General features: G+C 60.6%; 21 protein-coding genes and 1 riboswitch. Of the genes, 19 read left to right on the top strand and 2 right to left on the bottom strand.

Annotation, left to right across the window (positions count from 1 at the left end):
• Positions 1–137: 137 nt before the first annotated feature.
• The 4 genes from EOS_RS04385 (at position 138) to EOS_RS44160 (ending at position 8,301) form a co-directional block, all read left to right on the top strand.
• The gene (locus tag EOS_RS04385) at positions 138–845 is read left to right on the top strand and encodes a transposase (protein ID WP_047845377.1); all 708 of its coding nucleotides are present in this window, start codon (positions 138–140) and stop codon (positions 843–845) included.
• A gap of 337 nt (positions 846–1,182) precedes the next feature.
• Complete coding sequence (gltB, locus tag EOS_RS04390) at positions 1,183–5,886, top strand: glutamate synthase large subunit (RefSeq protein ID WP_047845378.1); 4,704 nt, start codon at positions 1,183–1,185, stop codon at positions 5,884–5,886.
• A gap of 87 nt (positions 5,887–5,973) precedes the next feature.
• On the top strand, positions 5,974–7,440 hold the full coding sequence (locus EOS_RS04395; protein WP_047845379.1) for a glutamate synthase subunit beta: 1,467 nt from the start codon (positions 5,974–5,976) through the stop codon (positions 7,438–7,440).
• Positions 7,441–7,653: 213 nt separating this feature from the next.
• Positions 7,654–8,301 (top strand): carbonic anhydrase family protein, encoded by a 648-nt coding sequence (locus EOS_RS44160; RefSeq protein WP_075645283.1) that lies wholly within the window; start codon positions 7,654–7,656, stop codon positions 8,299–8,301.
• Here the strand turns inward: EOS_RS44160 and EOS_RS04405 are convergent.
• Both EOS_RS04405 and EOS_RS04410 read right to left on the bottom strand, forming a co-directional pair.
• The gene (locus EOS_RS04405; RefSeq protein ID WP_047845381.1) at positions 8,195–9,448 is read right to left on the bottom strand and encodes an MFS transporter; all 1,254 of its coding nucleotides are present in this window, start codon (positions 9,446–9,448) and stop codon (positions 8,195–8,197) included. The two genes, EOS_RS44160 and EOS_RS04405, sit on opposite strands and share 107 nt — an antisense overlap.
• 186 nt (positions 9,449–9,634) lie before the next feature.
• Complete coding sequence (locus EOS_RS04410) at positions 9,635–11,386, bottom strand: ABC transporter ATP-binding protein/permease (protein ID WP_047845382.1); 1,752 nt, start codon at positions 11,384–11,386, stop codon at positions 9,635–9,637.
• Between the two features lie 350 nt (positions 11,387–11,736).
• Positions 11,737–11,866: riboswitch (TPP riboswitch) on the top strand.
• A gap of 220 nt (positions 11,867–12,086) precedes the next feature.
• Between EOS_RS04410 and EOS_RS04415 the strand changes: the two genes are divergently transcribed.
• The 15 genes from EOS_RS04415 to hisG all read left to right on the top strand — a co-directional run bounded on the left by EOS_RS04415 (position 12,087) and on the right by hisG (position 23,969).
• Entirely contained in the window at positions 12,087–13,238 is a 1,152-nt protein-coding gene (locus EOS_RS04415) for an FAD-dependent oxidoreductase (RefSeq protein WP_047845383.1), read from the top strand.
• Positions 13,239–13,246: 8 nt separating this feature from the next.
• Entirely contained in the window at positions 13,247–13,444 is a 198-nt protein-coding gene (thiS, locus tag EOS_RS04420; protein WP_047845384.1) for a sulfur carrier protein ThiS, read from the top strand.
• 22 nt (positions 13,445–13,466) lie between these two features.
• A complete protein-coding gene (locus EOS_RS04425; protein WP_047845385.1) occupies positions 13,467–14,279 on the top strand; it encodes a thiazole synthase in 813 nt (270 codons plus the stop codon).
• Positions 14,276–15,346, top strand: coding sequence for a thiamine phosphate synthase (gene thiE, locus EOS_RS44165; RefSeq protein WP_075645284.1), 1,071 nt, complete (start codon positions 14,276–14,278; stop codon positions 15,344–15,346). The genes EOS_RS04425 and thiE overlap by 4 nt, the downstream gene beginning before the upstream one ends.
• Before the next feature lie 117 nt (positions 15,347–15,463).
• A complete protein-coding gene (locus EOS_RS04435; protein WP_047845386.1) occupies positions 15,464–16,282 on the top strand; it encodes an ABC transporter ATP-binding protein in 819 nt (272 codons plus the stop codon).
• The gene (mlaE, locus tag EOS_RS04440; protein WP_047845387.1) at positions 16,279–17,046 is read left to right on the top strand and encodes a lipid asymmetry maintenance ABC transporter permease subunit MlaE; all 768 of its coding nucleotides are present in this window, start codon (positions 16,279–16,281) and stop codon (positions 17,044–17,046) included. Before EOS_RS04435 ends, mlaE begins: the two co-directional genes overlap by 4 nt.
• 117 nt (positions 17,047–17,163) lie before the next feature.
• Positions 17,164–17,727 carry an outer membrane lipid asymmetry maintenance protein MlaD gene (gene mlaD, locus EOS_RS04445; RefSeq protein ID WP_047845388.1) on the top strand — a complete coding sequence of 188 codons (564 nt, stop codon included), beginning with the start codon at positions 17,164–17,166 and terminating at the stop codon, positions 17,725–17,727.
• A gap of 89 nt (positions 17,728–17,816) precedes the next feature.
• A complete protein-coding gene (locus EOS_RS04450; RefSeq protein ID WP_047845389.1) occupies positions 17,817–18,713 on the top strand; it encodes an MlaA family lipoprotein in 897 nt (298 codons plus the stop codon).
• 122 nt (positions 18,714–18,835) lie between these two features.
• On the top strand, positions 18,836–19,465 hold the full coding sequence (locus tag EOS_RS04455) for an MlaC/ttg2D family ABC transporter substrate-binding protein (protein ID WP_047845390.1): 630 nt from the start codon (positions 18,836–18,838) through the stop codon (positions 19,463–19,465).
• The gene (locus EOS_RS04460) at positions 19,462–19,731 is read left to right on the top strand and encodes an STAS domain-containing protein (protein WP_082163211.1); all 270 of its coding nucleotides are present in this window, start codon (positions 19,462–19,464) and stop codon (positions 19,729–19,731) included. The genes EOS_RS04455 and EOS_RS04460 overlap by 4 nt, the downstream gene beginning before the upstream one ends.
• A 210-nt stretch (positions 19,732–19,941) precedes the next feature.
• Positions 19,942–20,868 carry an ABC transporter ATP-binding protein gene (locus tag EOS_RS04465; RefSeq protein ID WP_047845392.1) on the top strand — a complete coding sequence of 309 codons (927 nt, stop codon included), beginning with the start codon at positions 19,942–19,944 and terminating at the stop codon, positions 20,866–20,868.
• On the top strand, positions 20,865–21,620 hold the full coding sequence (locus tag EOS_RS04470; protein WP_047845393.1) for an ABC transporter permease: 756 nt from the start codon (positions 20,865–20,867) through the stop codon (positions 21,618–21,620). The genes EOS_RS04465 and EOS_RS04470 overlap by 4 nt, the downstream gene beginning before the upstream one ends.
• Positions 21,621–21,649: 29 nt before the next feature.
• On the top strand, positions 21,650–21,889 hold the full coding sequence (locus EOS_RS04475) for a BolA family protein (RefSeq protein ID WP_047845394.1): 240 nt from the start codon (positions 21,650–21,652) through the stop codon (positions 21,887–21,889).
• A gap of 131 nt (positions 21,890–22,020) precedes the next feature.
• Positions 22,021–23,289: a UDP-N-acetylglucosamine 1-carboxyvinyltransferase gene (gene murA / locus EOS_RS04480; protein ID WP_047845395.1), complete on the top strand. Its 1,269-nt coding sequence runs from the start codon at positions 22,021–22,023 to the stop codon at positions 23,287–23,289.
• Positions 23,286–23,969 carry an ATP phosphoribosyltransferase gene (hisG, locus tag EOS_RS04485; RefSeq protein WP_047845396.1) on the top strand — a complete coding sequence of 228 codons (684 nt, stop codon included), beginning with the start codon at positions 23,286–23,288 and terminating at the stop codon, positions 23,967–23,969. Before murA ends, hisG begins: the two co-directional genes overlap by 4 nt.
• Position 23,970: the final 1 nt, after the last annotated feature.

Consider the following 23,970-nt stretch of genomic DNA (forward strand, 5'->3'; position numbering starts at 1 on the left):
CAAGCTCCTGATTTTCCCGGCTGATATGCGCCTCACAGCACTTGAACGAAAAATTTCAAGGTGGCCCAGAATGTGGCTTTGACGGACCGCCGGAATACCCCGAACCCGACCAACGCTCGACCAACGGAAAATCCAGCATGGCACGGCTTGCACGACTCTACGTTCCCGAACAGCCGCAGCACGTCATCTTGCGCGGTCTCGACCAGCAGCCCGCTTTCGTCGAAGCTCCGGACTACGAGCTTTTCGTCGAATGCCTCCGAACGGCCTCCCGCGACCACCATCTCGCCATTCACGCCTACGCGCTGATGCCCGGTGCGGTGCATCTGCTCGTCACCCCCCGCGACGAAGCCAGCCTGCCGAAAGCCATGCAGGCGGTCGGCCGGCGCTACGTCGCGCACTTCAATCGCCGTTATGCCCGTCGCGGCACCTTGTGGGAGGGCCGCTACCGGGCGACGGTGATCGAAGGCGAAACCTACTTCCTGCTGGCGAGCCGGGTGGTCGAGATGGCGCCGGTGCACGCCGAACTCGCGGCTCTCCCGCAAGACTACAAATGGTCGAGCTACCGCCATCACATCGGCTTGACGCTCGACAGCCTCATTACCGACCATCCGCTCTATTGGAAGCTCGGCAATACGCCGTTCGAACGCCAGCGCGCCTATACGGAGCTATGCGAGCAACCGCTCGACGAACGCGAAGCCAACCGGCTGCTTCAGGCAACGCTCAAGGGCTGGGTGCTCGGCAGCGACTCCTACAGGGAATGGGCCGGGCGAGCCGCCAACCGGCGCGTCTCACCGCTGCCCCGCGGCCGTCCGCGCAAGGTTCGCGAGACTCCTCAGACCCATTAACGGAGTTTTTGCGCCCGAACTGAAGAATGACCGAACGGCATGACGACAAAAATCGGGATGCCGTTTATTTTTTGGTCTTTATTGATATGGAACTAATTAAATGGGGCAATCGTGCACCAACTCGATAATAGGTGTCAGATCATCGTGTTTTGGTTGCCAACTTTTTGATTAATCGCGTATATTTCGTTTTCCGGCAGTTCGGGACGCATCGCGTCCGTTTGCACGACCGGCTTCGCGTTTTTCGCCCAGGTTCAGGGTCTTGGCCTGCCGGTGGCGCGAGCAATACAAAAAACATGTTCAACGGCCGCTCTCGGCCCCCCACAGAACACGGTGACCCATGAACGATCAACTGCCGCCGACTCTCGGTTCCGCTCCCGCCGCGCAGGGCATGTACGACCCGGCCAACGAACACGACGCCTGCGGCGTCGGCTTCGTCGCGCATATCAAGGGCAAGAAGCGCCACGAAATCATCCAGCAGGGTCTGAAGATCCTCGAGAACCTCGACCATCGCGGCGCAGTCGGCGCCGACAAGCTGATGGGCGACGGCGCGGGCATCCTGATTCAGATCCCCGACGGGTTTTATCGTGAGGAGATGGCTAAGCAGGGCGTGACGCTGCCGCCGGAAGGCGAGTACGGCGTCGGCATGATCTTCTTGCCGAAGGAGCACGCGTCGCGTCTCGCGTGCGAGCAGGAACTGGAACGCACCGTGAAGGCCGAAGGCCAGATCGTGCTCGGCTGGCGCGATGTCCCCGTCGACGCCACCATGCCGATTTCGCCGACCGTGAAGGCCAGCGAGCCGCTGATCCGGCAGATTTTTATCGGCCGCGGGAAAGATATTGTGGTGACGGATGCGCTCGAGCGGAAGCTGTACGTGATCCGCAAGACCGCCAGTCACCGCATCCAGGCCCTCAAGCTCAAGCACGGCAAGGAATACTTCGTGCCGTCCATGTCGGCGCGCACCATCGTTTATAAGGGCCTGCTGCTGGCCGGTCAGGTCGGCGTGTATTACCGCGACCTGCAAGACGAACGCACGGTGTCGGCACTCGCGCTCGTGCACCAGCGCTTCTCCACCAACACGTTCCCCGCGTGGGAATTGGCGCACCCGTACCGGATGATCGCGCACAACGGTGAAATCAACACCGTGAAGGGCAACGTCAACTGGCTGAACGCGCGTACCGGCGCAATCGCCAGCTACGTGCTCGGCGACGACCTGCCGAAACTCTGGCCGCTGATCTATCCGGGCCAGTCAGACACGGCATCGTTCGATAACTGCCTTGAACTCCTGGTCATGGCGGGTTATCCGCTCGTTCACGCCATGATGATGATGATTCCCGAAGCATGGGAACAGCACACGCTGATGGACGACAACCGCCGCGCGTTCTACGAATATCACGCCGCGATGATGGAGCCGTGGGATGGCCCCGCCGCGATCGCATTCACCGACGGCCGCCAGATCGGCGCCACGCTCGACCGCAACGGCCTGCGTCCGGCGCGTTATGTCATCACCGACGACGACCTCGTGATCCTCGCATCGGAATCGGGCGTGCTGCCGGTGCCGGAATCGAAGATCGTGAAAAAGTGGCGTCTGCAGCCGGGCAAGATGTTCCTGATCGACATGGAGCAAGGCCGGATCATCGACGACAAGGAGCTCAAGGACAACCTCGCGAACGGCAAGCCGTACAAGAGCTGGATCGACGCCGTGCGCATCAAGCTCGACGAGATCGAGCCGAAGGCCGAGGACGTCGAAACGCAGCGTCGTGAAGCGGCTGCATTGCTGGATCGTCAGCAGGCGTTCGGCTATACGCAGGAAGACGTCAAGTTCCTGATGGCCCCCATGGCGCAATTAGGCGAGGAAGCCGTCGGTTCGATGGGGAATGACTCGCCGCTGGCCGTCATGTCCAACAAGAACAAGACGCTGTATCACTACTTCAAGCAGTTGTTCGCGCAGGTCACGAACCCGCCGATCGACCCGATCCGCGAGAACATGGTGATGTCGCTGGTGTCGTTCGTCGGCCCGAAGCCGAACTTGCTCGACACGACCAACATCAACCCGACGATGCGTCTCGAAGTCTCGCAGCCTGTGCTCGACTTCAAGGACATCGCGAAGATTCGCGCGATCGATAAATACACCGGCGGCAAGTTCAGTTCGTACGAGCTGAGCATCTGCTATCCCGTGGCATGGGGCAACGAAGGCGTGGAAGCACGTCTGGCCTCGCTGTGCGCGGAAGCCGTGGATGCGGTGAAGTCCGGCTACAACATGCTGATCGTGTCGGATCGCAAGATGGATCGCGACAACCTGGCGATTCCGGCGCTGCTCGCTACGTCCGCTATCCATACGCATCTCGTGCAGCACGGTCTGCGCACGAGCACGGGTCTGGTCGTGGAAACGGGATCGGCGCGCGAGACGCATCACTTCGCGCTGCTCGCCGCGTACGGCGCGGAAGCTGTGCACCCGTACCTCGCGCTGGAAACGCTCGCTCAAATGGCCGAAGGCCTGAAGGGCGATCTTTCCGCCGATAAAGCCATCTACAACTACACGAAGGCCGTGGGCAAGGGCTTGTACAAGGTCATGTCGAAGATGGGCATTTCCACGTACATGTCGTACACCGGCGCGCAGATTTTCGAAGCGGTCGGGCTCTCCAGCGATCTCGTGGAGAAGTACTTCAAGGGCACGGCATCGAAGGTCGGCGGTATCGGCATTTTCGACGTGGCCGAGGAAGCCATTCGTTTGCATCGTGAGGCGTTTGGTGAGAACCCCGTGCTCGCAAACATGCTGGATGCGGGCGGTGAATACGCGTATCGCGTGCGCGGTGAAGAGCACATGTGGACACCGGATGCCATCGCCAAGCTGCAGCACTCCACGCGCAGCAACTCGTACCAGACGTACAAGGAATACGCGCACCTGATCAACGACCAGACCAAGCGTCACATGACGTTCCGTGGTTTGTTCGAGTTCAAGGTCGATCCGGCGAAGGCGATTCCGCTCGATGAAGTGGAACCGGCGAAGGAAATCGTCAAGCGTTTTGCGACCGGCGCGATGTCGCTGGGTTCGATCAGCACCGAAGCGCATGCCACGCTGGCTGTGGCCATGAACCGTATCGGCGGGAAGTCGAACACGGGTGAAGGTGGCGAAGACGCGAACCGGTATCGCAACGAACTGCGCGGCATTCCGATCAAGAACGGCGACACCATGCGCTCCGTGATCGGCGACGAAGTCGTCACCGATATCCCGTTGAAAGACGGCGATTCGCTGCGCTCGCGAATCAAGCAAGTTGCGTCCGGACGCTTCGGCGTCACGGCGGAGTACCTGTCGTCGGCGGATCAGATCCAGATCAAGATGGCGCAGGGTGCGAAGCCGGGCGAAGGCGGACAACTGCCGGGTCATAAGGTCAGCGATTACATCGGCAAGTTGCGGTATTCGGTGCCGGGTGTGGGCCTGATTTCGCCGCCGCCGCACCACGATATTTATTCGATTGAAGACCTGGCGCAGCTTATTCACGATCTGAAAAACGCGAACTCGAAGGCGAGTATTTCGGTGAAGCTGGTGTCGGAAGTGGGCGTGGGCACCGTTGCCGCAGGCGTTGCCAAGGCGAAGGCCGATCACGTCGTAATCGCCGGCCATGACGGCGGTACGGGCGCTTCGCCGTTGTCGTCGCTGAAGCATGCCGGCACGCCTTGGGAACTGGGTCTGGCCGAAACGCAGCAAACGCTGGTGCTCAACCGCCTGCGCGGTCGTATCCGCGTGCAGGCGGACGGTCAGATGAAGACTGGCCGCGACGTGGTGATCGGTGCGCTGCTCGGCGCCGATGAATTCGGTTTTGCGACCGCGCCGCTCGTCGTCCAGGGTTGCATCATGATGCGCAAGTGTCACCTGAACACCTGCCCGGTCGGCGTCGCGACGCAAGATCCGGTACTGCGCGCCAAGTTCACGGGACAGCCGGAACACGTGGTGAACTTCTTCTTCTTCATCGCTGAAGAAGTGCGGGAAATCATGGCGCAACTGGGCATTCGCAAATTCGACGACCTGATCGGTCACGCCGAACTGCTCGATACGAAGAAGGGTGTCGAGCATTGGAAGGCGAAGGGTCTGGATTTCTCGAAGGTGTTCTATCAAGTGCCGAACAACGGCGAGATCGCGACGCGTCATGTCGAGACCCAGGATCACGCGCTCGAGAAAGCGCTGGATCACGTTCTGATCGAGAAGTCGAAGGCGGCTATCGAGAAGGGCGAGCACGTGTCATTCATTCAACCGGTGCGCAACGTGAACCGCACGGTCGGCGCGATGTTGTCCGGTCTGATCGCAAGGAAGTATGGCCATGACGGCCTGCCCGACGACTCGATTCACATCCAGTTGAAGGGCACGGCAGGGCAGAGTTTCGGCGCGTTTTTGGCAAAGGGCATCACGCTGGATCTCGTCGGGGATGGCAACGACTACGTCGGCAAGGGTCTGTCGGGCGGGCGCATCATCATTCGCCCGACTAACGACTTCCGCGGCAAGTCGGAAGAAAACATCATCTGCGGCAATACGGTGCTGTATGGCGCGATTGAAGGCGAAGCGTATTTCCGCGGCGTCGCGGGCGAGCGTTTCGCCGTGCGTAACTCGGGTGCAACGGCGGTCGTGGAAGGCACCGGCGATCACGGTTGCGAGTACATGACCGGGGGCACGGTGGTTGTTCTCGGCGAAACCGGGCGCAACTTCGCGGCGGGCATGTCGGGCGGCGTAGCGTTTGTCTACGATGCAGACGGTACCTTCGGCAGCAAGTGCAACAAGGCGATGGTCGCGCTCGATCCGGTGCTGCAACAGGCCGAACAGGAACGCACCGTCGACCGCGCTTTGTGGCACACCGGTGAAACCGATGAAGTGTTGCTCCGAAACCTGATCGAGCAGCACTTCCAGTCCACCGGTTCGCCGCGCGCGAAAGCCTTGCTCGAGAACTGGGATGCGTCGCGCCGTCAGTTCGTGAAGGTCTTCCCGACGGAATACAAGCGGGCGCTCGGTGAGTTGGGCGCGAAGAAAGCGAAAGACGCGATCGCGGCCTGAGCTTTGGCTGTTTCTGATCTAGTACGGCCCTTCGGCGTTGGACGTCGAAGGGTGGATTAACCCCCCAATACAGAGAAAGAGAACCACATGGGCAAGGCAACCGGTTTTCTCGAGTTCGAGCGCCAGCATGAGACCTACGAAGCGCCGCTCGCTCGCGTCAAGCATTACAAGGAATTCGTTCACGCACTGTCGGACGAGAACGCGAAGATCCAGGGCGCACGCTGTATGGATTGCGGCATCCCGTTCTGCAATAACGGCTGTCCGGTGAACAACATCATTCCGGATTTCAACGACCTGGTGTTCCAGCAGAACTGGAAGACGGCCATTGAAGTGCTGCATTCCACGAATAACTTTCCGGAGTTCACGGGGCGTATTTGTCCGGCTCCGTGTGAAACGGCGTGCACGCTTGGTATCAACGACGATCCGGTCGGCATCAAGTCGATCGAACACGCGATCATCGATAAAGCCTGGGCCGAAGGCTGGGTCGCACCAATGCCGTCGAAGCACAAGACCGGCAAGAAGGTTGCCGTGGTCGGATCGGGGCCTGCGGGACTGGCCGCTGCGCAGCAGTTGGCACGCGCTGGGCATGACGTGACGGTGTTCGAGAAGAACGATCGCATCGGCGGATTGCTGCGTTATGGCATCCCCGATTTCAAGCTCGAAAAGTGGCTGATCGACCGGCGCATGCGGCAGATGGAGGCCGAAGGCGTGGCGTTCCGGACCAACGTGTTTATTGGTCGGGACCCGCTGCCGGGGCATATCGCGAATTCATCGCGTGAAACCATTTCGCCCGATGAGCTGCGCGAGCAATTCGATGCTGTCGTGATTGCCGGTGGCTCGGAAACGCCGCGTGATTTGCCGGTACCGGGGCGCGAAATGCAAGGCATCCATTACGCGATGGAATTCCTGCCGCTGCAGAACAAGGTCAATGCGGGCGATACGGTCGTTGATCAGCTGATTGCCAAGGGCAAGCATGTTGTCGTGATCGGTGGCGGCGATACGGGTTCCGATTGTGTCGGGACATCGAATCGGCATGGCGCTAAAAGCGTGACGCAGTTCGAGTTGCTTTCGCAGCCACCAGAGACGGAAAACAAGCCGCTGGTCTGGCCGTACTGGCCGATCAAGTTGCGTACGTCGTCGTCGCATGAGGAGGGCTGCGAGCGCGACTGGTCGGTTGCTACCAAGCGCTTTGAAGGCAAGAACGGCAAGGTCGAGAAGCTGATCGCTGTCCGCGTCGAATGGAAGGACGGGAAGATGCAGGAGGTGGCGGGTTCGGAGTTCGAAATGAAAGCCGATCTAGTGCTGCTGGCGATGGGCTTTACGCAGCCCGCATCGCCGGTGCTCGAGGCGTTTGGGGTGGATAAGGACGCGCGCGGCAATGTGCGTGCCGCGACTGAAGGCGATCGGGCGTACTTCACCTCTGTTGACAAGGTCTTCACCGCCGGCGATATGCGGCGCGGCCAGTCGCTCGTCGTGTGGGCTATCCGCGAAGGGCGGCAGTGTGCCCGTTCCGTCGATGCGTTTTTGATGGGGTCTAGTGAATTGCCACGGTAAGCGTTTGTTTCTTGCAGGACGTGGATTGGACCGGGCTGATTTTTGGCCCGGTTTTTTCGTTTGTGAACGCAGAGTCTCCTAATCCCTGCGGTCCCGAGCCGAGCCGTCCATCTCATCGTTTGCCTTTCCGTCACCCGCTATTGCGACTTCTCCGATAGCCTCGCGTTATCCGTCAGCGCATGCTCATGCCCTCACAATTTCAGGGGCATAATAATGAACAAGATCAAACGATTGTCCAGCGGCGCGTTCCTATTAACGGCCTTCGTTGCACTCGCCGCATCTGCCGAACCGAACCACGACTGGACCTACAACGGCGAACACGGACCCGAGCACTGGGGCGAAATCAGCAAAGACTTTCACGCTTGCGAAGGTGGCCGCGCCGAATCGCCGATCAATATCGAGGGCGCAAAGAAAGCCCCCACCGATATGCCCCGCCTGAAAATCAACTATCAGCCCCTTCCAATCGATATCACCAACTCCGGGCACTCCATCCAGTTCAACGCAGCACCCGGCACCGACAGCATCGCCCTTGGCGACCACGCCTATCAACTGGTCCAGTTCCACTTTCACGCACCCGGTGAAGAACGTTTCGCTGGCAAAGAGAGCGTGATGGACGTTCACCTCGTCCACCATTCCGACGACGACAAACTCCTCGTGCTTGCCGCTTTCAGGACGAAGAAAGAGGTCGTTTCAACGGTAGTTGAAACGACTTTCCAACGCAAAAAAACCAGCGTTATCGTGCAACGAAAAGCCCTTACCCGCTCACCGCACCTAGCGCCTTACCACGCGTTTCCGGCAGCAACAACGCAGCGACAATCACCAGCAGATACCCTGTCCCCGCGACGACGCCTATCGCTTTAACAAGCGACATGCCCTGCGAAAACACGCCGACGAGAATCGGAAAGAACGATCCCAGCCCACGCCCGAGGTTGTAGCAAAACCCCTGTCCCGAGCCGCGAATCGCGTTCGGATACAACTCCGATAAATAAGCGCCAACGCCTGCAAAAATCCCCTGCACGACAATGCCAAGCGGAAAACCGAGCAGCAGCATTGCGTGGTCGGTGATGGGGATCATCGTGTAGATCATGCCGAGCACAAACGAGCCGATGGCAAACAGCACGAACGACGCGCGCCGCCCGATCTTGTCGCAGAGAATGGCCCCGAACACATAACCAAGAAACGAGCCGACGATCAGCACCACGAGATAACCGCTCGTATTGAACACAGACAGATGTCGCTCGGTCTTGAGATAGGTCGGCAGCCACGTGGTGATCGCGTAATAGCCGCCGAGCATGCCGGTGCATAGCGCGCTGCCCAGTATCGTTGTCTTGAGGTGCGAACCCTTGAAGATATCGGAGAAAGTGGCGGTTTCAGTGCCGGCATCGCGAGCGCGGCGCGTAGCTACGTAGATGTCGGGATCGGAGACGTTGCGTCGAATGTAGAGAATCCATAGCGCCGGCAGGATACCGATCCAGAAGCACGCGCGCCAGGCGGTATCTTCCGGCAGCAGTGCGAAGAACGCCCAATATAGAATCGCCGCTGCGCCCCAGCCAAACGACCAGCTGCTCTGCACGGTACCCACGGCTTTCGCCCGATGCTGAGGCGCACGGATGGTCTCAGCCATCATCACGGTCACCACGGACCATTCGCCGCCGAAGCCCACGCCTTGCAGCGTGCGCGTGGCGAGCAACTGCCCGAATGAATGCGTGAAACCGGAAAGAAAGGTGAAGAACGCGAACGTGCCAATGGTCCACTGCAACACGCGCACGCGGCCGTATCGATCGGAGAGAATGCCCGCGAGCCAGCCGCCAATAGCCGATGAAATCAACGAACTCGTCGCAATCATTCCGGCTTCGCTCTTCGTCATGCCCCACGCGGCGATCAGCGTGGGAATGAGGAACGAGTAGATCATGAAGTCGAAGGCATCGACGGCGTAACCGCCGAAACCTGCGTAAAGCGTGCGGCGCTCGCGCGTCGTCAACTCGGTGAACCACTCGAACGCGCGCATCCCGTCTCCCGTTCAAAGCCTGCAAGGCGCAGGCGCGGGAACATTCTACGGTGCGTCATTAAACGCGAAAAGCAGGCCAAAAAGAACCTGCTTCCCGGATGCTCTCGAATTGAAAAGGCCCGTGAACGTGAGATGCAAACGCCTGCAACGTCAGCGTTCAGCGGACCTCAAATAAGCACGCCGACGTTAAACCGCCAGACTCTCAGCGCCCGCGCGCTCGATCTCGATCCGGTTCTCATGGAACCCCGACACCGACTCGCGATGCGCCACGCTGACGATCGCGGCGTTCGGCAAGGCATCGATGATCGCCGTGTAGATCAGCATCTCGTTCTCGGCGTCGAGCGCGCTGGTGGCTTCATCGAGGAACATGAAGTCCGGCTTGTGCAGCAGCACGCGGGCAGCCGCCAGCCGTTGCTGTTCGCCCGGCGACATCATCTTTGCCCAGTGCCCGGATTCCTCCAGACGCGTGCCGTACGCGTTCAGATTGCAGGCGCGCAAGGCTTCGCGGCAGTCTGCATCGGAGAACGCTTCTCCTGCCGACGGATAACTCAACGCTGCCTTCAGCGTGCCGATCGGCAAGTAGCTCTGCTGCGGGATAAACATCAGCTTGGCATCGACGGGGGCGTCGATCGTGCCATCGCCGAACGGCCACAAGCCGGCCAGCGCGCGCATCAACGTGCTTTTCCCCGAACCGGACGGCCCGTGCACAAGCCAGCGCGAACCCGGTTTCACCGCGATATCCGCTACCGTCGCGAGCGGCGTACCGTTCGGCAACGCGAGCTTCAGCCCGGTCGTGGTCAACGCGTCGGTGCTCGTGTAATGCAGGTTGATACCGCCGTGGGCAGTCGCCGGCGAGATCGCTTCCTTGATGTGCGTGGAGCGCATCACGCGCTTGAATTCGCGCAACCGGTTCACGGTGGCACGCCATTCGACCAAGGTCGAATAACTATTGATGAACCATGAAAACGAGTCGCTGACGGTGCCGAATGCCGAACTGATCTGCATCAGCACGCCGAACGAGAACGCGCCCGCGAAGTAGCGGGGCGCTGCGACCATGATCGGGAAAATCAGCGCGATCTGACCGTAGAAAGACAGCACGAAGGTCAGGCGTTTCGTGTATTTCATGATCTGCCAGTAGTTCTGGCGGATCGTCTGGAAGATGGTTTTCGCGTTATTGGTTTCCGTCGATACGCCGTCGTAGAACGCGATTTGCTCGGCGTTCTCGCGAATGCGGATCAGGCCGAAACGGAAGTTCGCTTCCACTTTCTGCGCCTGATAATTAATCGATACCAGCGGATGGCCGAAGCGCTGAATTACGAGCGAGCCGAGCACCGCGTACAGCGCGGCAGCCCAGACCATGTAGCCCGGAATGTTGAGCGGCGTACCGAACAACGAGAAGCTCAGCGCGCCCGCCAGCGTCCACAGGATCGTGATGAAGGTCACGAGCGTGACGAGCGTGGACAACAAATCCAGCGACAACGCCAGCGTGGTCGAGGCGAACGACTGCAGGTCATCGGCGATCCGCTGGTCGGGGTTATCGGCGAGACGATCGCGTTCTATGCGGTAGAAGGCTTTATCGCCAAGCCATTGTTCCAGGTAGCGGTGCGTGAGCCATTGGCGCCACCGGAAGCCGAGCATCTGGCGCAGATAGCGGCCGTACACGGCGAGCAGGATGTACGCAAACGCAAGGCCGGTGAAGATCATCAGCAGATGCGGGAAGTCGGTGACGTTCTTGGTCTGCAGCGCGTTGTAGAAGTCCGCGTTCCATTTGTTCAGGCGGACGTTGATGTACACGACCGTCATGTTGATCGCGATGATCGCGATCAACAAAAGCCATGCAATGCCGCGTTCTTCCGATACCCAGTAAGGCCTGATAAGACTCCACGCCGACACTTTGTCGGCGTTTTGTTCGGTGTTGCCGGGAGGTGTGGTGGTCATGAGCTTCCTGAAGACGTGCCGGCTCGGCGGCAGGTTGTAACTTGGCGGTATCGATGCGGATGGTTCAGCTCCGCCTTAACGATCGTGATCGTAAGAGACCATTAAAGACAGCGCGCCGGAGCATTGTTTCGGGCGTGACTTAACTGTTCCTTAATCCTCGCCGTGCTGATGCAACGCAACAGCCGGGCGCTTGCCCGACCATGCATGCGCCGCAGACGACCCCGGCGTTCGCGGCATTGTGCCAGAGTGCGCGCTGCACGAACGAAAGGGAAGGCTGTCCGGATTTGTCCCGGGCTGCCCCCGGCCCTTCCCCGTTTGCGGGCCGTTTCGCTTTTATGTTTTAATGATCGATGACGAAACAGGGGTGCTTCGGCACGCGTCTCCCGACTAACCAGAACGGAGAATGCGCGGCGAGGCTGAGAGAGTCCCTTTGCACCCGATCCGGGTAATACCGGCGAGGGAAGTTTCCGGAGACCGCCGCGTTTCCAGTTTCTTCCAGTACTTTGCAGGCCCAGGAAGCGCACGCAATGTGCTCCCGAGCCGCTCTCTCGCCGTGGTTTCGTCCCTGAAATATGTTTTGTGCGCCGAGCGCGCAACCAGGGCTCGAAACGGGCGTCCCTCCCGATCTCGACTTCCGTGCTTTGTGCTCCGTGCGTTCTGCAGCGCCTGCTGAGGAGACGTCGTCATCGTGAACACCGTTATGCATTCCACTGCCCATTCCACCAGGTCCCATGTGTCCGGGCGAGACGATTTCGCCGTCGTCGGCGGTGGATTGTGCGGGCGGCTGGTTGCGTGGCTGCTGGCGGGCGCTGGGCATCGCGTGGCGCTGTACGACCGTGGCGACGCTGCTGGCACGCAATCGGCGGCCTGGGTCGCGGCGGCAATGCTCGCACCGCTCGCCGAAGCCGCCAGCGCGGAATTGCTGATTACGGAACTCGGGGCGGCGTCGCTGGAGCGCTGGCCGGGTTTTATCGCCGAGTTGCCCGAACCGGTGTTTTTCCAGCGCAATGGCACGCTGGTCGTCTGGCACGCCGGCGATCGCGCCGAAGCGCCGTTGTTCGAGCGCCGTTTGCGTGCGAACGCGCCTGCGGCGCTCTTTCAGAGCGGTTTCGTCAAGCTTTCCGGCGCACAGGTCGCGGCGGCGGAACCGTCGCTCGGCACGCGCTTCGCGCAAGGCTGGCTGCTACCGAACGAAGGCCAGCTCGATAACCGGCAGGTGCTGACGGCTCTGGCGGCGGGGTTGGCCGAGCGTAATGTCGATATCCACTGGAATACGACAATCGATACCCCGCCGGACGCGCATTTCGTCATCGATTGCCGTGGTCTCGGCGGTAAACCGGCGTGGCCCGCGTTAAGGGGCATTCGCGGCGAAGTGGCGCGTGTGCATGCGCCGGGTATTGGCCTGAGGCGGCCCGTGCGGCTGCTGCATCCGCGATACCCGCTCTACATCGCGCCAAAACAGGACGACCTCTACGTGATCGGCGCGACTGAAGTAGAAGGCGAAGACATGTCGCCGATGACCGTGCGCTCAGCGCTCGAACTCCTGAGCGCGGCGTTCGCAGTGCACCCCGGTTTTGGCGAGGCGCGCATTCTCGAACTGAATTCGCAATGCCGGCCGACGTTGCCCGACCATCGACCGGCGATTGTCTGGGACGGCGCACGAACCTTGCGGGTGAACGGCTTGTATCGACACGGTTATATGATCGCGCCCGAAGTCGCCGACTCCGCCCGAGCGCTTGCCGAAGCGCTGCTCGGCGGCACGATCACCGACCCCGATTCCTTCGACGACTGGCGCCGCCAAGCCCGTTGGTCAGCCTTGCTGCGCTGCGAACACGCGGCGCCCGTGCTTTGAGATTCATCATGAACATTCACATCAATCAACAGCCGTTCTCCATGCCCGACGCGGCCACCGTCACCGACGCCCTCGCGGCCTTCGGCGCAAAACCGCCGTTTGCCGTGGCGCTGAACGGGCAATTCGTCGCGCGTGCCGAACATGCATCGAAGGCGCTCAACGCCGGCGACAAACTCGACATCGTCTCGCCAGTCGCCGGCGGCTGAGCGTAACTAAAGGAATCGAATCATGACTTCCACGATCACCACCGCCGATACCCTCACGCTCTACGGCACGTCATTCCCGAGCCGGGTGCTGCTGGGGACATCGCGCTATCCGTCGCTGCAATCGCTGTCGGATTCCATCGATGCCGCCCGTCCCGGCATGGTCACCGTCGCGTTGCGGCGCCAGTCGAACACGGGCGAGGCCGGTTTCTTCGATGTCCTCAAGCGTCACGGCGTCGCGTTGCTGCCGAACACCGCGGGCTGCCAGACAGTGGACGAAGTGCTGACCACGGCCCACATGGCGCGCGAACTCTTCGATACCCCGTGGCTGAAGCTCGAACTTATCGGCGACGACTACACGCTGCAACCCGATCCGATCGGCCTCGTGGAAGCTGCCGAGAAGCTGATCCGCGACGGTTTCAAGGTGCTGCCGTACTGCACAGAGGATCTCGTGATTGGCCGGCGCCTGCTCGATGTCGGCTGCGAGGCGTTGATGCCGTGGGGCGCGCCTATCGGCACGGGTAAAGGGGTAACGAACCCATACGGATTGCGCACCTTGCGTGAGCGGCTGCCGGATGTGCCGCTTATCGTCGATGCCGGTCTTGGCGTGCCGTCGCACGCGTGCCAGGTGATGGAGTGGGGTTTCGACGGCGTGTTGCTGAACACAGCCGTCTCACAGGCGACGTTCCCGCCGCAGATGGCGCGTGCGTTTGCGCTGGGCGTCGAGGCGGGGCGAATGGCCTATCTCGCCGGGCCAATGGCCGAGCGTGATAGCGCACAAGCGAGCACGCCGGTGGTCGGCATGCCGTTCTGGCATCAAGACGGGAGCGCTGCATGAGCATGTTGTCGCAAGAGAAAGAAGTGTTTTGGCCGCCCGCCGATGAACTGCTGGAAGCCGCCGAGCAGATCCGGCGGCGGCTGGGCGACTGGCCGGCGGGATCGAAACAATGGCGAATTTGCCTGAGCACGCCGGATCATCCGTCGGAAGGGGATTTGATCGTGGGCGGTGGCCTTGAAAAACCGCTGCCGGAGGGCGTCGGTCTGCTGAACCTGGAAGCGGGCCTGGCCACGCTGAAGCTGAACAGCGCCGATTACACGCTGAAAGGTGAATGGTCCGATGATTGGCCGGCCGCGCTGGCTGCGTTCCTCGATTGCGGTTTCGAGCCGCACGACGCGCTTGTGCTGGCGCTCGCGTGGCGTCCGGCCAACCTGGATGAACTCGATGCGTGGCCCGTCGAATTTTCCGTCTTCCCGACGGTGGCGAATTTGCCCGCGCCGCCTTCGAAACCGTTCCCCCATTGCCCGGACAGGCTGGGCTTATATCCCGTCCTGCCGAGCGCGGACTGGGTCGAGCGGGTTCTCGATCACGGCGTTAAAACGACGCAATTACGCCGTAAAACCACCGATTCCGGCGATCTCAAGCAGCAAATCGAGCGATCCGTGGCCGCGGGCGCCCGGCATTACGCGCAAGTTTTTATCAACGATCATTGGCGCGAAGCTATCAAAGCCGGTGCATACGGCGTGCATCTGGGGCAGGAGGACGTGGAAACGGCCGACCTGAACGCGATTGCCGAAGCGGGCTTGCGGCTCGGCCTGTCCACGCACGGCTACTACGAAATGCTGAAGGCATTGCATTTCAAACCGAGCTACCTCGCACTCGGGGCGGTGTTCCCGACTACGACGAAAGTCATGCCAACGGCGCCGCAAGGTTTGTCCCGTCTGACACGCTATGTACGCCTGCTCGACGGCGTTGTGCCGCTGGTCGCAATCGGCGGCATTGACGGTTCCGTTCTGCGACAAATTTTGTCAACCGGTGTCGGCAGTGCAGCAGTCGTGCGGGCTGTTACAGAAGCGGCAGACGTGCCGGCGGCCATTTCTGCGCTGCAACACGAATTCGCGCGATAATGCGCCGGAATCGGAAAAAAGTTCGGATCGTTAAACCAGTCGAAAGGGACCGCCACGACACCTGTCACGCAGAGGCCCTATAATTCGGCCTCTTGCGTAAAAGGATTGCCAGCCCCCGTGTCAGCTTCTCCCGAGACCTTGCTAGAGCTTCGCGACGTCGATTTTGGCTACGGCGACCGGCTCGTTTTATCGAACCTGAACATGCGTTTCAAGCGCGGTCAGGTCGTGGCTGTCATGGGCGGCTCCGGCTGTGGCAAGACGACCGTGCTGCGTTTGATCGGCGGCCTGGTCAAGGCCAAGCGCGGCCAGGTGTTGTTCGGCGGCAAGGACGTCGGCACGCAAACCCGCGAAGGCCTCTACGAACTTCGCCGCAAAATGGGCATGCTGTTCCAGTTCGGTGCGCTTTTCACCGACCAGACCGTGTTCGACAACGTCGCATTCCCGCTGCGAGAACACACCGACCTCCCCGACGAACTCCTGCGCGACCTCGTGCTGATGAAGCTCAACGCGGTCGGCCTGCGCGGCGCGCGTGATCTGGCGCCATCGGAGATATCGGGCGGCATGGCCCGCCGCGTGGCGCTTGCCCGCGCCATCGCGCTCGATCCCGAACTGATGATGTACGACGAGCCGTTCGCCGGCCTCGATCCCATTTCGCTCGGCATTACGGCTAATTTGATCCGCACGCTGAATAGCGCACTCGGCGCCACGTCGATTCTTGTGACGCATGATGTGCCGGAATCGTTCGCCATTGCGGACTACGTGTATTTCATCGCGAACGGCGGGATCCTGGCCGAAGGTACGCCGGCGCAATTGCGGGCGTCGCAGGAACCGTCGGTGCGGCAATTCATCGACGGTACGCCAGACGGTCCGTTCAAATTTCACTATTCCAGTACGACGCCGCTGGCGGCGGACTTTGGACTCGGAGCGAAGGCATGATCAGCGCCCTCGGACGCACGGTGCTCGGCGGCTTCGGCACAATCGGTTATGCCACGCGCATGTTTCTGCGCCTGGTCGTCGAATTCTTTCCATTACTGCGCCGGCCGCGCCTTGTCACGAAACAGATCCACTTTGTCGGTAACTATTCGCTGCTGATCATCGCGGTTTCCGGCTTGTTCGTCGGTTTTGTGCTCGGTTTGCAGGGTTATCTCACCCTTAACCGGTACGGCTCCGAGCAAGCGCTTGGCCTCTTGGTCGCGCTGTCGCTGGTGCGCGAACTCGGGCCGGTCGTGACCGCGTTGCTGTTCGCGGGCCGCGCGGGCACGTCGCTGACGGCCGAGATCGGCTTGATGAAAGCCTGCGAGCAACTCACGGCCATGGAAATGATGGCTGTCGATCCGCTCAAGGTGGTTGTCGCGCCGCGCTTCTGGGCGGGCATCATCGCCATGCCGGCGCTGGCCGCCATTTTCAGCGCGGTCGGCATTTTCGGCGGTTACGTGGTCGGCGTGCTGATGATCGGCGTGGATGAGGGCGCGTTCTGGTCGCAGATGCAAGGCGGCATTGATGTATGGAGTGACGTAGGCAATGGCGTGATCAAGAGCGTGGTGTTCGGCTTCGCCGTCACGTTCATCGCGCTGTTCCAGGGTTATGAAGCCCAGCCGACGCCGGAAGGCGTGTCGCGCGCGACCACGAAAACGGTGGTGTACGGGTCGCTGGCCGTGCTCGGGCTGGATTTCCTGCTGACCGCGCTGATGTTCAATTAACGACTCCGGTCGAGACCGCTGCGCCCCTGCGTGGCGATTCGGCTCACCGGTTCGTGGACGTTGTGGAGGGCACTGTCCTTCACGCAAAAAACTGCGACAAGATTCTTTGGGAAGACGATGAAAAAGACTGCTGCTCTCGACTTTTGGGTCGGCCTCTTCGTGGTGCTGGGTTTTGTGGCGCTGTTATTCCTCGCGCTGAAGGCGGGCAACATGAGTTCGCTGTCGTTTCAGCCGACCTACGAGGTCAAGCTGAAATTCGACAACATCGGCGGCCTAAAGCCGCGCGCGCCGGTGAAGAGCGCGGGCGTGACGGTTGGCCGCGTCAATTCGATCGGCTTCGACCAGAACACGTATCAGGCGTTGGTCACGATCGATCTCGACAAGCAATATCAGTTTCCGAAAGATTCGTCGGCGAAAATCCTGACGTCGGGCTTGCTCGGCGAGCAGTACATTGGCCTGGAGCCGGGTGGCGACGACCAGATGCTCAAGGCCGGTGACACCATTTCGATGACGCAATCGGCGGTCGTTCTCGAGAATCTGATCGGGCAATTTCTGTACAACAAGGCAGCGGATTCGGGTGCATCGAAAAGCCCGGCAACGCCCGCTGCACCTGCAACGCCTGCTGCGCCCGCATTTCCCGGCGCAGCGAGCGCGATGGGTGCGAGCGCGACGGCTAAGTAAGTGAGTCGTGCAAATCCAGGCAGTCGAAACTTGGCCGATCTCGCGAAACGGGCCAGCCTTCGGCTCAGCATCAATAAGGAGAAGAAGAAATGCAGGCGATGCGCGTAAATAGCGCGGCTGTGATGGTCGCGGTGGCGATGCTTGCCGGGTGCGCTACCGTAACGACGCCGACCAAGGGCGATCCGTTCGAGAGTTACAACCGGACGATGTTCACGATCAACGACAAGATCGATCAGGTCGCGCTCAAGCCGCTTGCGAAGGGTTACGTATATGTAACGCCGCAGCCGGTGCGCGACAGCGTGACGAACTTCTTCGGCAATATCGGCGATATTTATACGGCCGCAAACAACCTGGTGCAGTTGAAGATTGCGGATGGCGTGTCGGACATCATGCGTGTTGTGATGAACTCGATCTTCGGCGTGGCTGGCCTCTTCGACGTGGCGAGCGTTGCCGGGCTGCCGAAGCACACCCAGGACTTCGGCTTGACGCTCGGCCATTACGGCGTGCCGGCGGGGCCGTACGTGGTGCTGCCGCTGCTGGGACCGAGTACGGTTCGCGATACGGCGGGCACGGTTGTCGACTATTTCGGCAGTGTGACGAGCTATGTGGACCCAGCCTGGTTCCGCACCACGCTCTTTGGCGTGCAACTGATCAACACGCGGGCCAACCTGCTTGGCGCCGGCGATGTGCTTTCGGGCGCCGCGCTCGACAAGTATTCGTTCGTGCGCAACGCGTATCTGCAGCGCCGCCAGTATTTGATCGGCGGCGACAACAGCGCGAGCGACAGCACCGAGTCTTTGCCGAAGTACGAAGATGTGGGCGCGGCGCCTGCTCCAAGTGCTACAGCGGCGCCGGCTGTGGCGGCGTCGGGATCGGAAGCGGCTTCCGGTGCGGCTGCGGCGAGCGAGCCCGGCGCGACTTCTGTGCGGCCGGATCAAATGGTGCCCCCGCGGATCCCGTCGTTCCCGTCGTTCAAGCTGCGGTGAGCGTGGATCATGGCTGACCAGTAATATAACGAAAGTGTTATGACGGCTGAATAGAGCGCGGAAGATGAACTCATGGTGAACACCGCGCTCAAACCCAGGCCACTTTTTTTGCAGAGTCCGTAATGAAAAAACTATTTTTACTTCCCCTGTTTGCTGTGCTGATGGCGTTTTGTAGTGGTGCGTTCGCGCAGGCTGGCGACATGTCCACCCCCGACGGGCTGGTGAAGACGGTCACGTCGCAGGTGCTCGACCAGATCAAGGCCGACAAGCAGATCCAGTCGGGCAACATCACGCGCATTACGGAACTGGTGAACGAGAAGATCCTGCCGTACACGGACTTCACGCGCACCACGCGTCTCGTCATGGGCCGCAACTGGAATACGGCTACGCCGGAGCAGCAGAAGCAGATCGTCGAGCAGTTCAAGCTGTTGCTGATTCGCACGTATTCCGGTGCGCTGGCGCAGGTTCGCAACCAGCAGGTCGAGTACAAGCCGTTCCGCGCAGATCCTAGCGATACGGACGTGGTGGTGCGCTCGGTGGTGGTCAACAACGGTTCGCCGATCCAGCTCGACTATCGTTTGTACAAGACGCCGCAGGGCTGGAAAGTCTATGACATCAACGTACTCGGCGCGTGGCTGATTCAGGCTTACCAGCAGCAGTTCAGCGAACAGATCCAGCAACACGGCGTGGACGGGCTGCTGCAGTTCCTCACCCAGCGTAATCAGCAACTTGCGAGCGGCAAAGCATCGTGAGTCGCTTCGAAACCGCCGCGACGCTCACGCACGACAGCGCCAGGAGCGCACTCGACGCGGGTTTGTCGCGGATCGCTGCGGGCGCAACCGAAGTGGATTGCGCGCCGCTCAAACAGTTCGATTCGTCGGCGCTCGCCGTGCTGCTCGCGTGGGAACGCGCGGCTGCGGCGCGCGGCGCGGCGTTGGTTGTCATCAACCTTCCCTCCGGGCTTGCCAGTCTTGCGCAAGCCTATGGCGTAGACACGCTCCTCACCTTCCGACATTGACCCTGTCCTGTTGAGTCATCGGCGTGTTCGTTACTGATCGAACGCGCCTGACAGGGTTGTTACGGACTCGCTTGCGGCGAACCTCTGCCGCGTTTGGCCTATAATCAACCGTTTTTTCGGTCTGCTATTCGCCTTTCATTTTTGTAAAGGCCGGTTCCGGTTCCGATCCGCACACATTGAGGCGCCGCCCCCACTGGCGCGCGCACTGTCATGTCAGCCATAGAAATACGTAACGTCAAAAAGCGCTACAAAGAGCTGCAAGCGCTCAAAGGCGTGAACCTGGTCGTAGAAGAAGGCGAGTTTTTCGGGCTGCTCGGCCCTAACGGCGCCGGTAAAACTACCCTCATCAGCATCCTCGCCGGTCTCGCGCGCGCCGATAGCGGAGCCATCTCCGTGCTCGGCCACGATGTGGTCACGGATTTCCGCCAAGCGCGCCGCTCGCTGGGCGTGGTGCCGCAGGAACTCGTCTTCGATCCGTTTTTCACCGTCCGCGAATCGTTGCGCATTCAGTCCGGCTATTTCGGCCTGCGCAAGAACGACGACTGGATCGATGAAATCATGGCCAATCTCGATCTCACCGAGAAAGCCGACGTCAACACGCGCGCGCTGTCAGGTGGCATGAAACGTCGTGTGCTGGTGGCGCAGGCGTTGGTGCACAAGCCGCCGGTGATCGTGCTCGACGAGCCGACCGCAGGTGTCGATGTCGAATTGCGCCAGACGCTCTGGAAGTTCATCTCGCGGCTGAATCGCGAAGGTCACACCATCGTGCTGACGACGCACTATCTTGAAGAAGCCGAGGCGCTGTGCGACCGGCTTGCCATGCTGCGTCGCGGTGAAGTGGTCGCGCTGGAACGAACCAGCACGCTGTTGCAGCGCTTTGCCGGGATGCAGCTTGCGTTGCGTTTTTCGCAGGGCGTATTGCCCGCCGAGTTGCGTTCGCTGGAGGTCGATCCACGCGCCGCGTCCGGGACGAATCATTTGTTACGGCTGGCAAGCTACGACGACGTCGAGCCGATTCTCGCGAAATGTCGCGCGGCTGGCTGCACGTTCGATGAAATCGATGTGCGCAAAGCCGATCTGGAGGACGTGTTCGTGCAGGTGATGAACGAGCCGGAAGTCATCGAGGGCCTTTCATGAGCGGCTTTCGTACTCTCTTCTACAAAGAAATCCTGCGCTTCTACAAGGTTGCCTTTCAAACGGTGCTCGCGCCGGTCATCACGGCGCTCCTGTACCTGATGATCTTCGGACACGCGCTGACGAGTCACGTCGAGGTGTATCCCGGCGTGGCTTACACGAGTTTCCTCGTGCCGGGCCTCGTCATGATGAGCGTGTTGCAGAACGCGTTCGCGAACAGTTCGTCGTCGCTGATCCAGTCGAAGATCACGGGCAATCTCGTGTTCGTCCTGCTGCCGCCACTGTCGCACTGGGAGATGTATTTTGCCTATGTGCTGGCGTCGGTGGTGCGTGGGATAGCGGTGGGTTTCGGCGTGTTTATCGTCACGGTATGGTTCATTCCCATGAGCTTCGCCGCGCCGCTCTACATTCTGGCTTTCGCGATTCTCGGCTCGGCAATTCTAGGAACACTCGGATTGATCGCCGGTGTCTGGGCCGATAAATTCGACCAGCTCGCCGCGTTCCAAAACTTTTTGATCATGCCGCTGACTTTCCTGTCGGGCGTGTTTTACTCCACGCATACGCTGCCGCCAATCTGGCGCGAAGTGTCGCGGCTGAATCCGTTTTTCTACATGATCGACGGTTTCCGATACGGCTTCTTCGGCATGTCCGACGTGAGTCCGCTCGCGAGCCTGGGCATAGTCGGTGGGTTTTTCGTCGTACTGGCGGGAATCGCGATGCGCCTGCTGGCAAGCGGTTACAAACTGCGTCACTAATCAGTTCGCTTAATTTTCAGGAGACTTCCATGTTGCCGACTCCGGAACAAGTGAAGGAATACATTGCCGGCGGCCTTGCATGCCAGCATGTCGAAGTAGAAGGCGACGGCCAGCATTTCTTCGCGACCATCGTGAGCGACGCGTTCGAAGGCAAGCGGCCGATCGCGCGTCATCAACTCGTGTATGCGGCGCTTGGCGATCGCATGCGCGCGGAAATCCACGCGCTGAGCATGAAAACGCTGACGCCGGCCGAGTGGAAACCCGCCTGAGCGTTCTTCATATTTGAAGTTAAAGCACCACCCGTAACCGACTGGCTGACAATTTAGTGCGATTCACTCAAGACAACCGCGACGCCGATAACGGCGCCGCAGCAGGAAGCTCCGTAGAAGGAACGCCAAGCATGGACAAACTCGTGATTGTCGGGGGCGCGAAGCTCTCGGGCGAAATCGTCGTATCGGGTGCGAAGAACGCGGCATTGCCCATTCTTTGCGCCAGTCTGCTCACGGCAGACGACGTGCATCTGGAGAACGTGCCCAACCTGCAAGACGTGCGCACGATGCTCAAATTGCTCAACCAGATGGGCCTGCGCTCGGAATCGGCGGACGGTAAGGTCTGGCTGAACGCATCGAAGGTCGACAATCTGGTTGCGCCGTACGAAATGGTCAAGACCATGCGCGCATCGATTCTCGTGCTCGGACCGCTGCTCGCACGTTTCGGCGAAGCGAAGGTGTCGTTGCCGGGCGGCTGCGCGATCGGTGCGCGTCCGGTCGATCAGCACATCAAGGGCTTGCAGGCGATGGGCGCCGAGATCGTGATCGAGCATGGGTTTATCGAAGCGCGGGCGAAGCGGTTGAAGGGCACGCGCATTGTCACCGACATGATCACCGTCACAGGCACGGAAAACCTGCTGATGGCGGCGGTGCTGGCGGAAGGCGAAACGGTCATCGAGAACGCGGCGCGCGAGCCGGAAGTCAGCGATCTCGCGAATCTGCTTGTCGCGATGGGTGCGAAAATTGATGGGATCGGGTCGGACCGGCTGGTGATCCAGGGCGTCGAGAAGCTGCACGGCGCGCGTCATTCGGTCGTGCCGGATCGCATTGAAGCGGGCACATTCCTGTGCGCCGTTGCAGCAACCGGCGGCGATGTGACGTTGCATAACGTGAATCCTTCGCTGCTCGAAGCGGTGATCGAAAAGCTGCACGAAGCGGGTGTATCGGTTGAAGAAGGTGAGAACTGGATTCGCGTGCGGATGAATAAACGGCCGACCGCCGTCAGCTTCCGCACCTCGGAATATCCGGCGTTCCCCACTGACATGCAGGCGCAGTTCATGGCGCTCAACACGCTCGCGACCGGCACGTCGCAAGCTGTCGAAACGATCTTCGAAAACCGTTTCATGCACGTGCAGGAACTGAACCGGCTGGGCGCGAGCATTACCATCGACGGCAATACGGCGCTGGTGAACGGCGTGCAGAAACTATCGGGCGCGAAGGTGATGGCGACCGATCTGCGGGCATCGGCGAGTCTGGTGATTGCGGCCATGTGCGCGGAAGGCGAGACGCTCATCGATCGTATCTATCACCTCGATCGCGGTTACGACCGGATGGAAAGCAAGCTGACGGCCGTTGGCGCGAATGTGCGGCGCATCAAGGGCAGCGGGAGCGAGCAATGAGTTCGCTGCAAACCTCTGCGTCAGTGCCGGCTGGCGCCATGTTGACGCTGGCGTTGTCGAAGGGACGCATCTTCGATGAAACCCTGCCGCTGCTCGCCGCAGCCGGCGTGGAAGTAACCGAAGATCCCGAAACGTCGCGCAAGCTGATCCTGCCGACCACGAACCCGAACCTGCGCGTGATCATCGTGCGTGCAACCGATGTCCCGACCTACGTCGAATACGGCGCTGCCGATTTCGGCGTTGCGGGGAAAGACGTGTTGATCGAGCACGGCGGCGGTGGTTTGTATCAACCGATCGATCTGAATATTGCGCGCTGCCGCATGTCGGTGGCGGTGAAGAATGGCTTCGATTACGAAACTGCGGTGCGACAAGGTGCGCGGCTGCGGGTCGCGACAAAATATGTTGAAGTGGCACGTGAGCATTTCGCGGCGAAGGGCGTGCACGTCGATCTGATCAAGTTGTATGGATCGATGGAACTGGCGCCGCTGGTCGGTCTGGCCGATGCCATTGTCGACCTGGTCAGTTCCGGTAATACCTTGCGTGCGAACGATTTGGTCGAAGTTGAAGAAATCATGGAAATATCGTCGCGTCTGGTCGTCAATCAGGCCGCGCTGAAGTTGAAGCGCGCTGCGTTGAAGCCGTATCTCGATGCGTTCGAACGCGCATCGGTCGGCGCGTAAA

The organism is Caballeronia mineralivorans PML1(12) (genome assembly GCF_001028175.1).
GTDB lineage: Bacteria > Pseudomonadota > Gammaproteobacteria > Burkholderiales > Burkholderiaceae > Caballeronia > Caballeronia mineralivorans.

Bases quoted from the DNA above. Each gene is read 5' to 3' on its own strand.
- EOS_RS04385 (WP_047845377.1), top strand. From the start codon at position 138: ATGGCACGGCTTGCACGACTCTACGTTCCCGAACAGCCGCAGCACGTC.
- gltB (WP_047845378.1), top strand. From the start codon at position 1,183: ATGAACGATCAACTGCCGCCGACTCTCGGTTCCGCTCCCGCCGCGCAG.
- EOS_RS04395 (WP_047845379.1), top strand. From the start codon at position 5,974: ATGGGCAAGGCAACCGGTTTTCTCGAGTTCGAGCGCCAGCATGAGACC.
- EOS_RS44160 (WP_075645283.1), top strand. From the start codon at position 7,654: ATGAACAAGATCAAACGATTGTCCAGCGGCGCGTTCCTATTAACGGCC.
- EOS_RS04405 (WP_047845381.1), bottom strand. From the start codon at position 9,448: ATGCGCGCGTTCGAGTGGTTCACCGAGTTGACGACGCGCGAGCGCCGC.
- EOS_RS04410 (WP_047845382.1), bottom strand. From the start codon at position 11,386: ATGACCACCACACCTCCCGGCAACACCGAACAAAACGCCGACAAAGTG.
- EOS_RS04415 (WP_047845383.1), top strand. From the start codon at position 12,087: ATGCATTCCACTGCCCATTCCACCAGGTCCCATGTGTCCGGGCGAGAC.
- thiS (WP_047845384.1), top strand. From the start codon at position 13,247: ATGAACATTCACATCAATCAACAGCCGTTCTCCATGCCCGACGCGGCC.
- EOS_RS04425 (WP_047845385.1), top strand. From the start codon at position 13,467: ATGACTTCCACGATCACCACCGCCGATACCCTCACGCTCTACGGCACG.
- thiE (WP_075645284.1), top strand. From the start codon at position 14,276: ATGAGCATGTTGTCGCAAGAGAAAGAAGTGTTTTGGCCGCCCGCCGAT.
- mlaE (WP_047845387.1), top strand. From the start codon at position 16,279: ATGATCAGCGCCCTCGGACGCACGGTGCTCGGCGGCTTCGGCACAATC.
- mlaD (WP_047845388.1), top strand. From the start codon at position 17,164: ATGAAAAAGACTGCTGCTCTCGACTTTTGGGTCGGCCTCTTCGTGGTG.
- EOS_RS04450 (WP_047845389.1), top strand. From the start codon at position 17,817: ATGCAGGCGATGCGCGTAAATAGCGCGGCTGTGATGGTCGCGGTGGCG.
- EOS_RS04455 (WP_047845390.1), top strand. From the start codon at position 18,836: ATGAAAAAACTATTTTTACTTCCCCTGTTTGCTGTGCTGATGGCGTTT.
- EOS_RS04465 (WP_047845392.1), top strand. From the start codon at position 19,942: ATGTCAGCCATAGAAATACGTAACGTCAAAAAGCGCTACAAAGAGCTG.
- EOS_RS04470 (WP_047845393.1), top strand. From the start codon at position 20,865: ATGAGCGGCTTTCGTACTCTCTTCTACAAAGAAATCCTGCGCTTCTAC.
- EOS_RS04475 (WP_047845394.1), top strand. From the start codon at position 21,650: ATGTTGCCGACTCCGGAACAAGTGAAGGAATACATTGCCGGCGGCCTT.
- murA (WP_047845395.1), top strand. From the start codon at position 22,021: ATGGACAAACTCGTGATTGTCGGGGGCGCGAAGCTCTCGGGCGAAATC.
- hisG (WP_047845396.1), top strand. From the start codon at position 23,286: ATGAGTTCGCTGCAAACCTCTGCGTCAGTGCCGGCTGGCGCCATGTTG.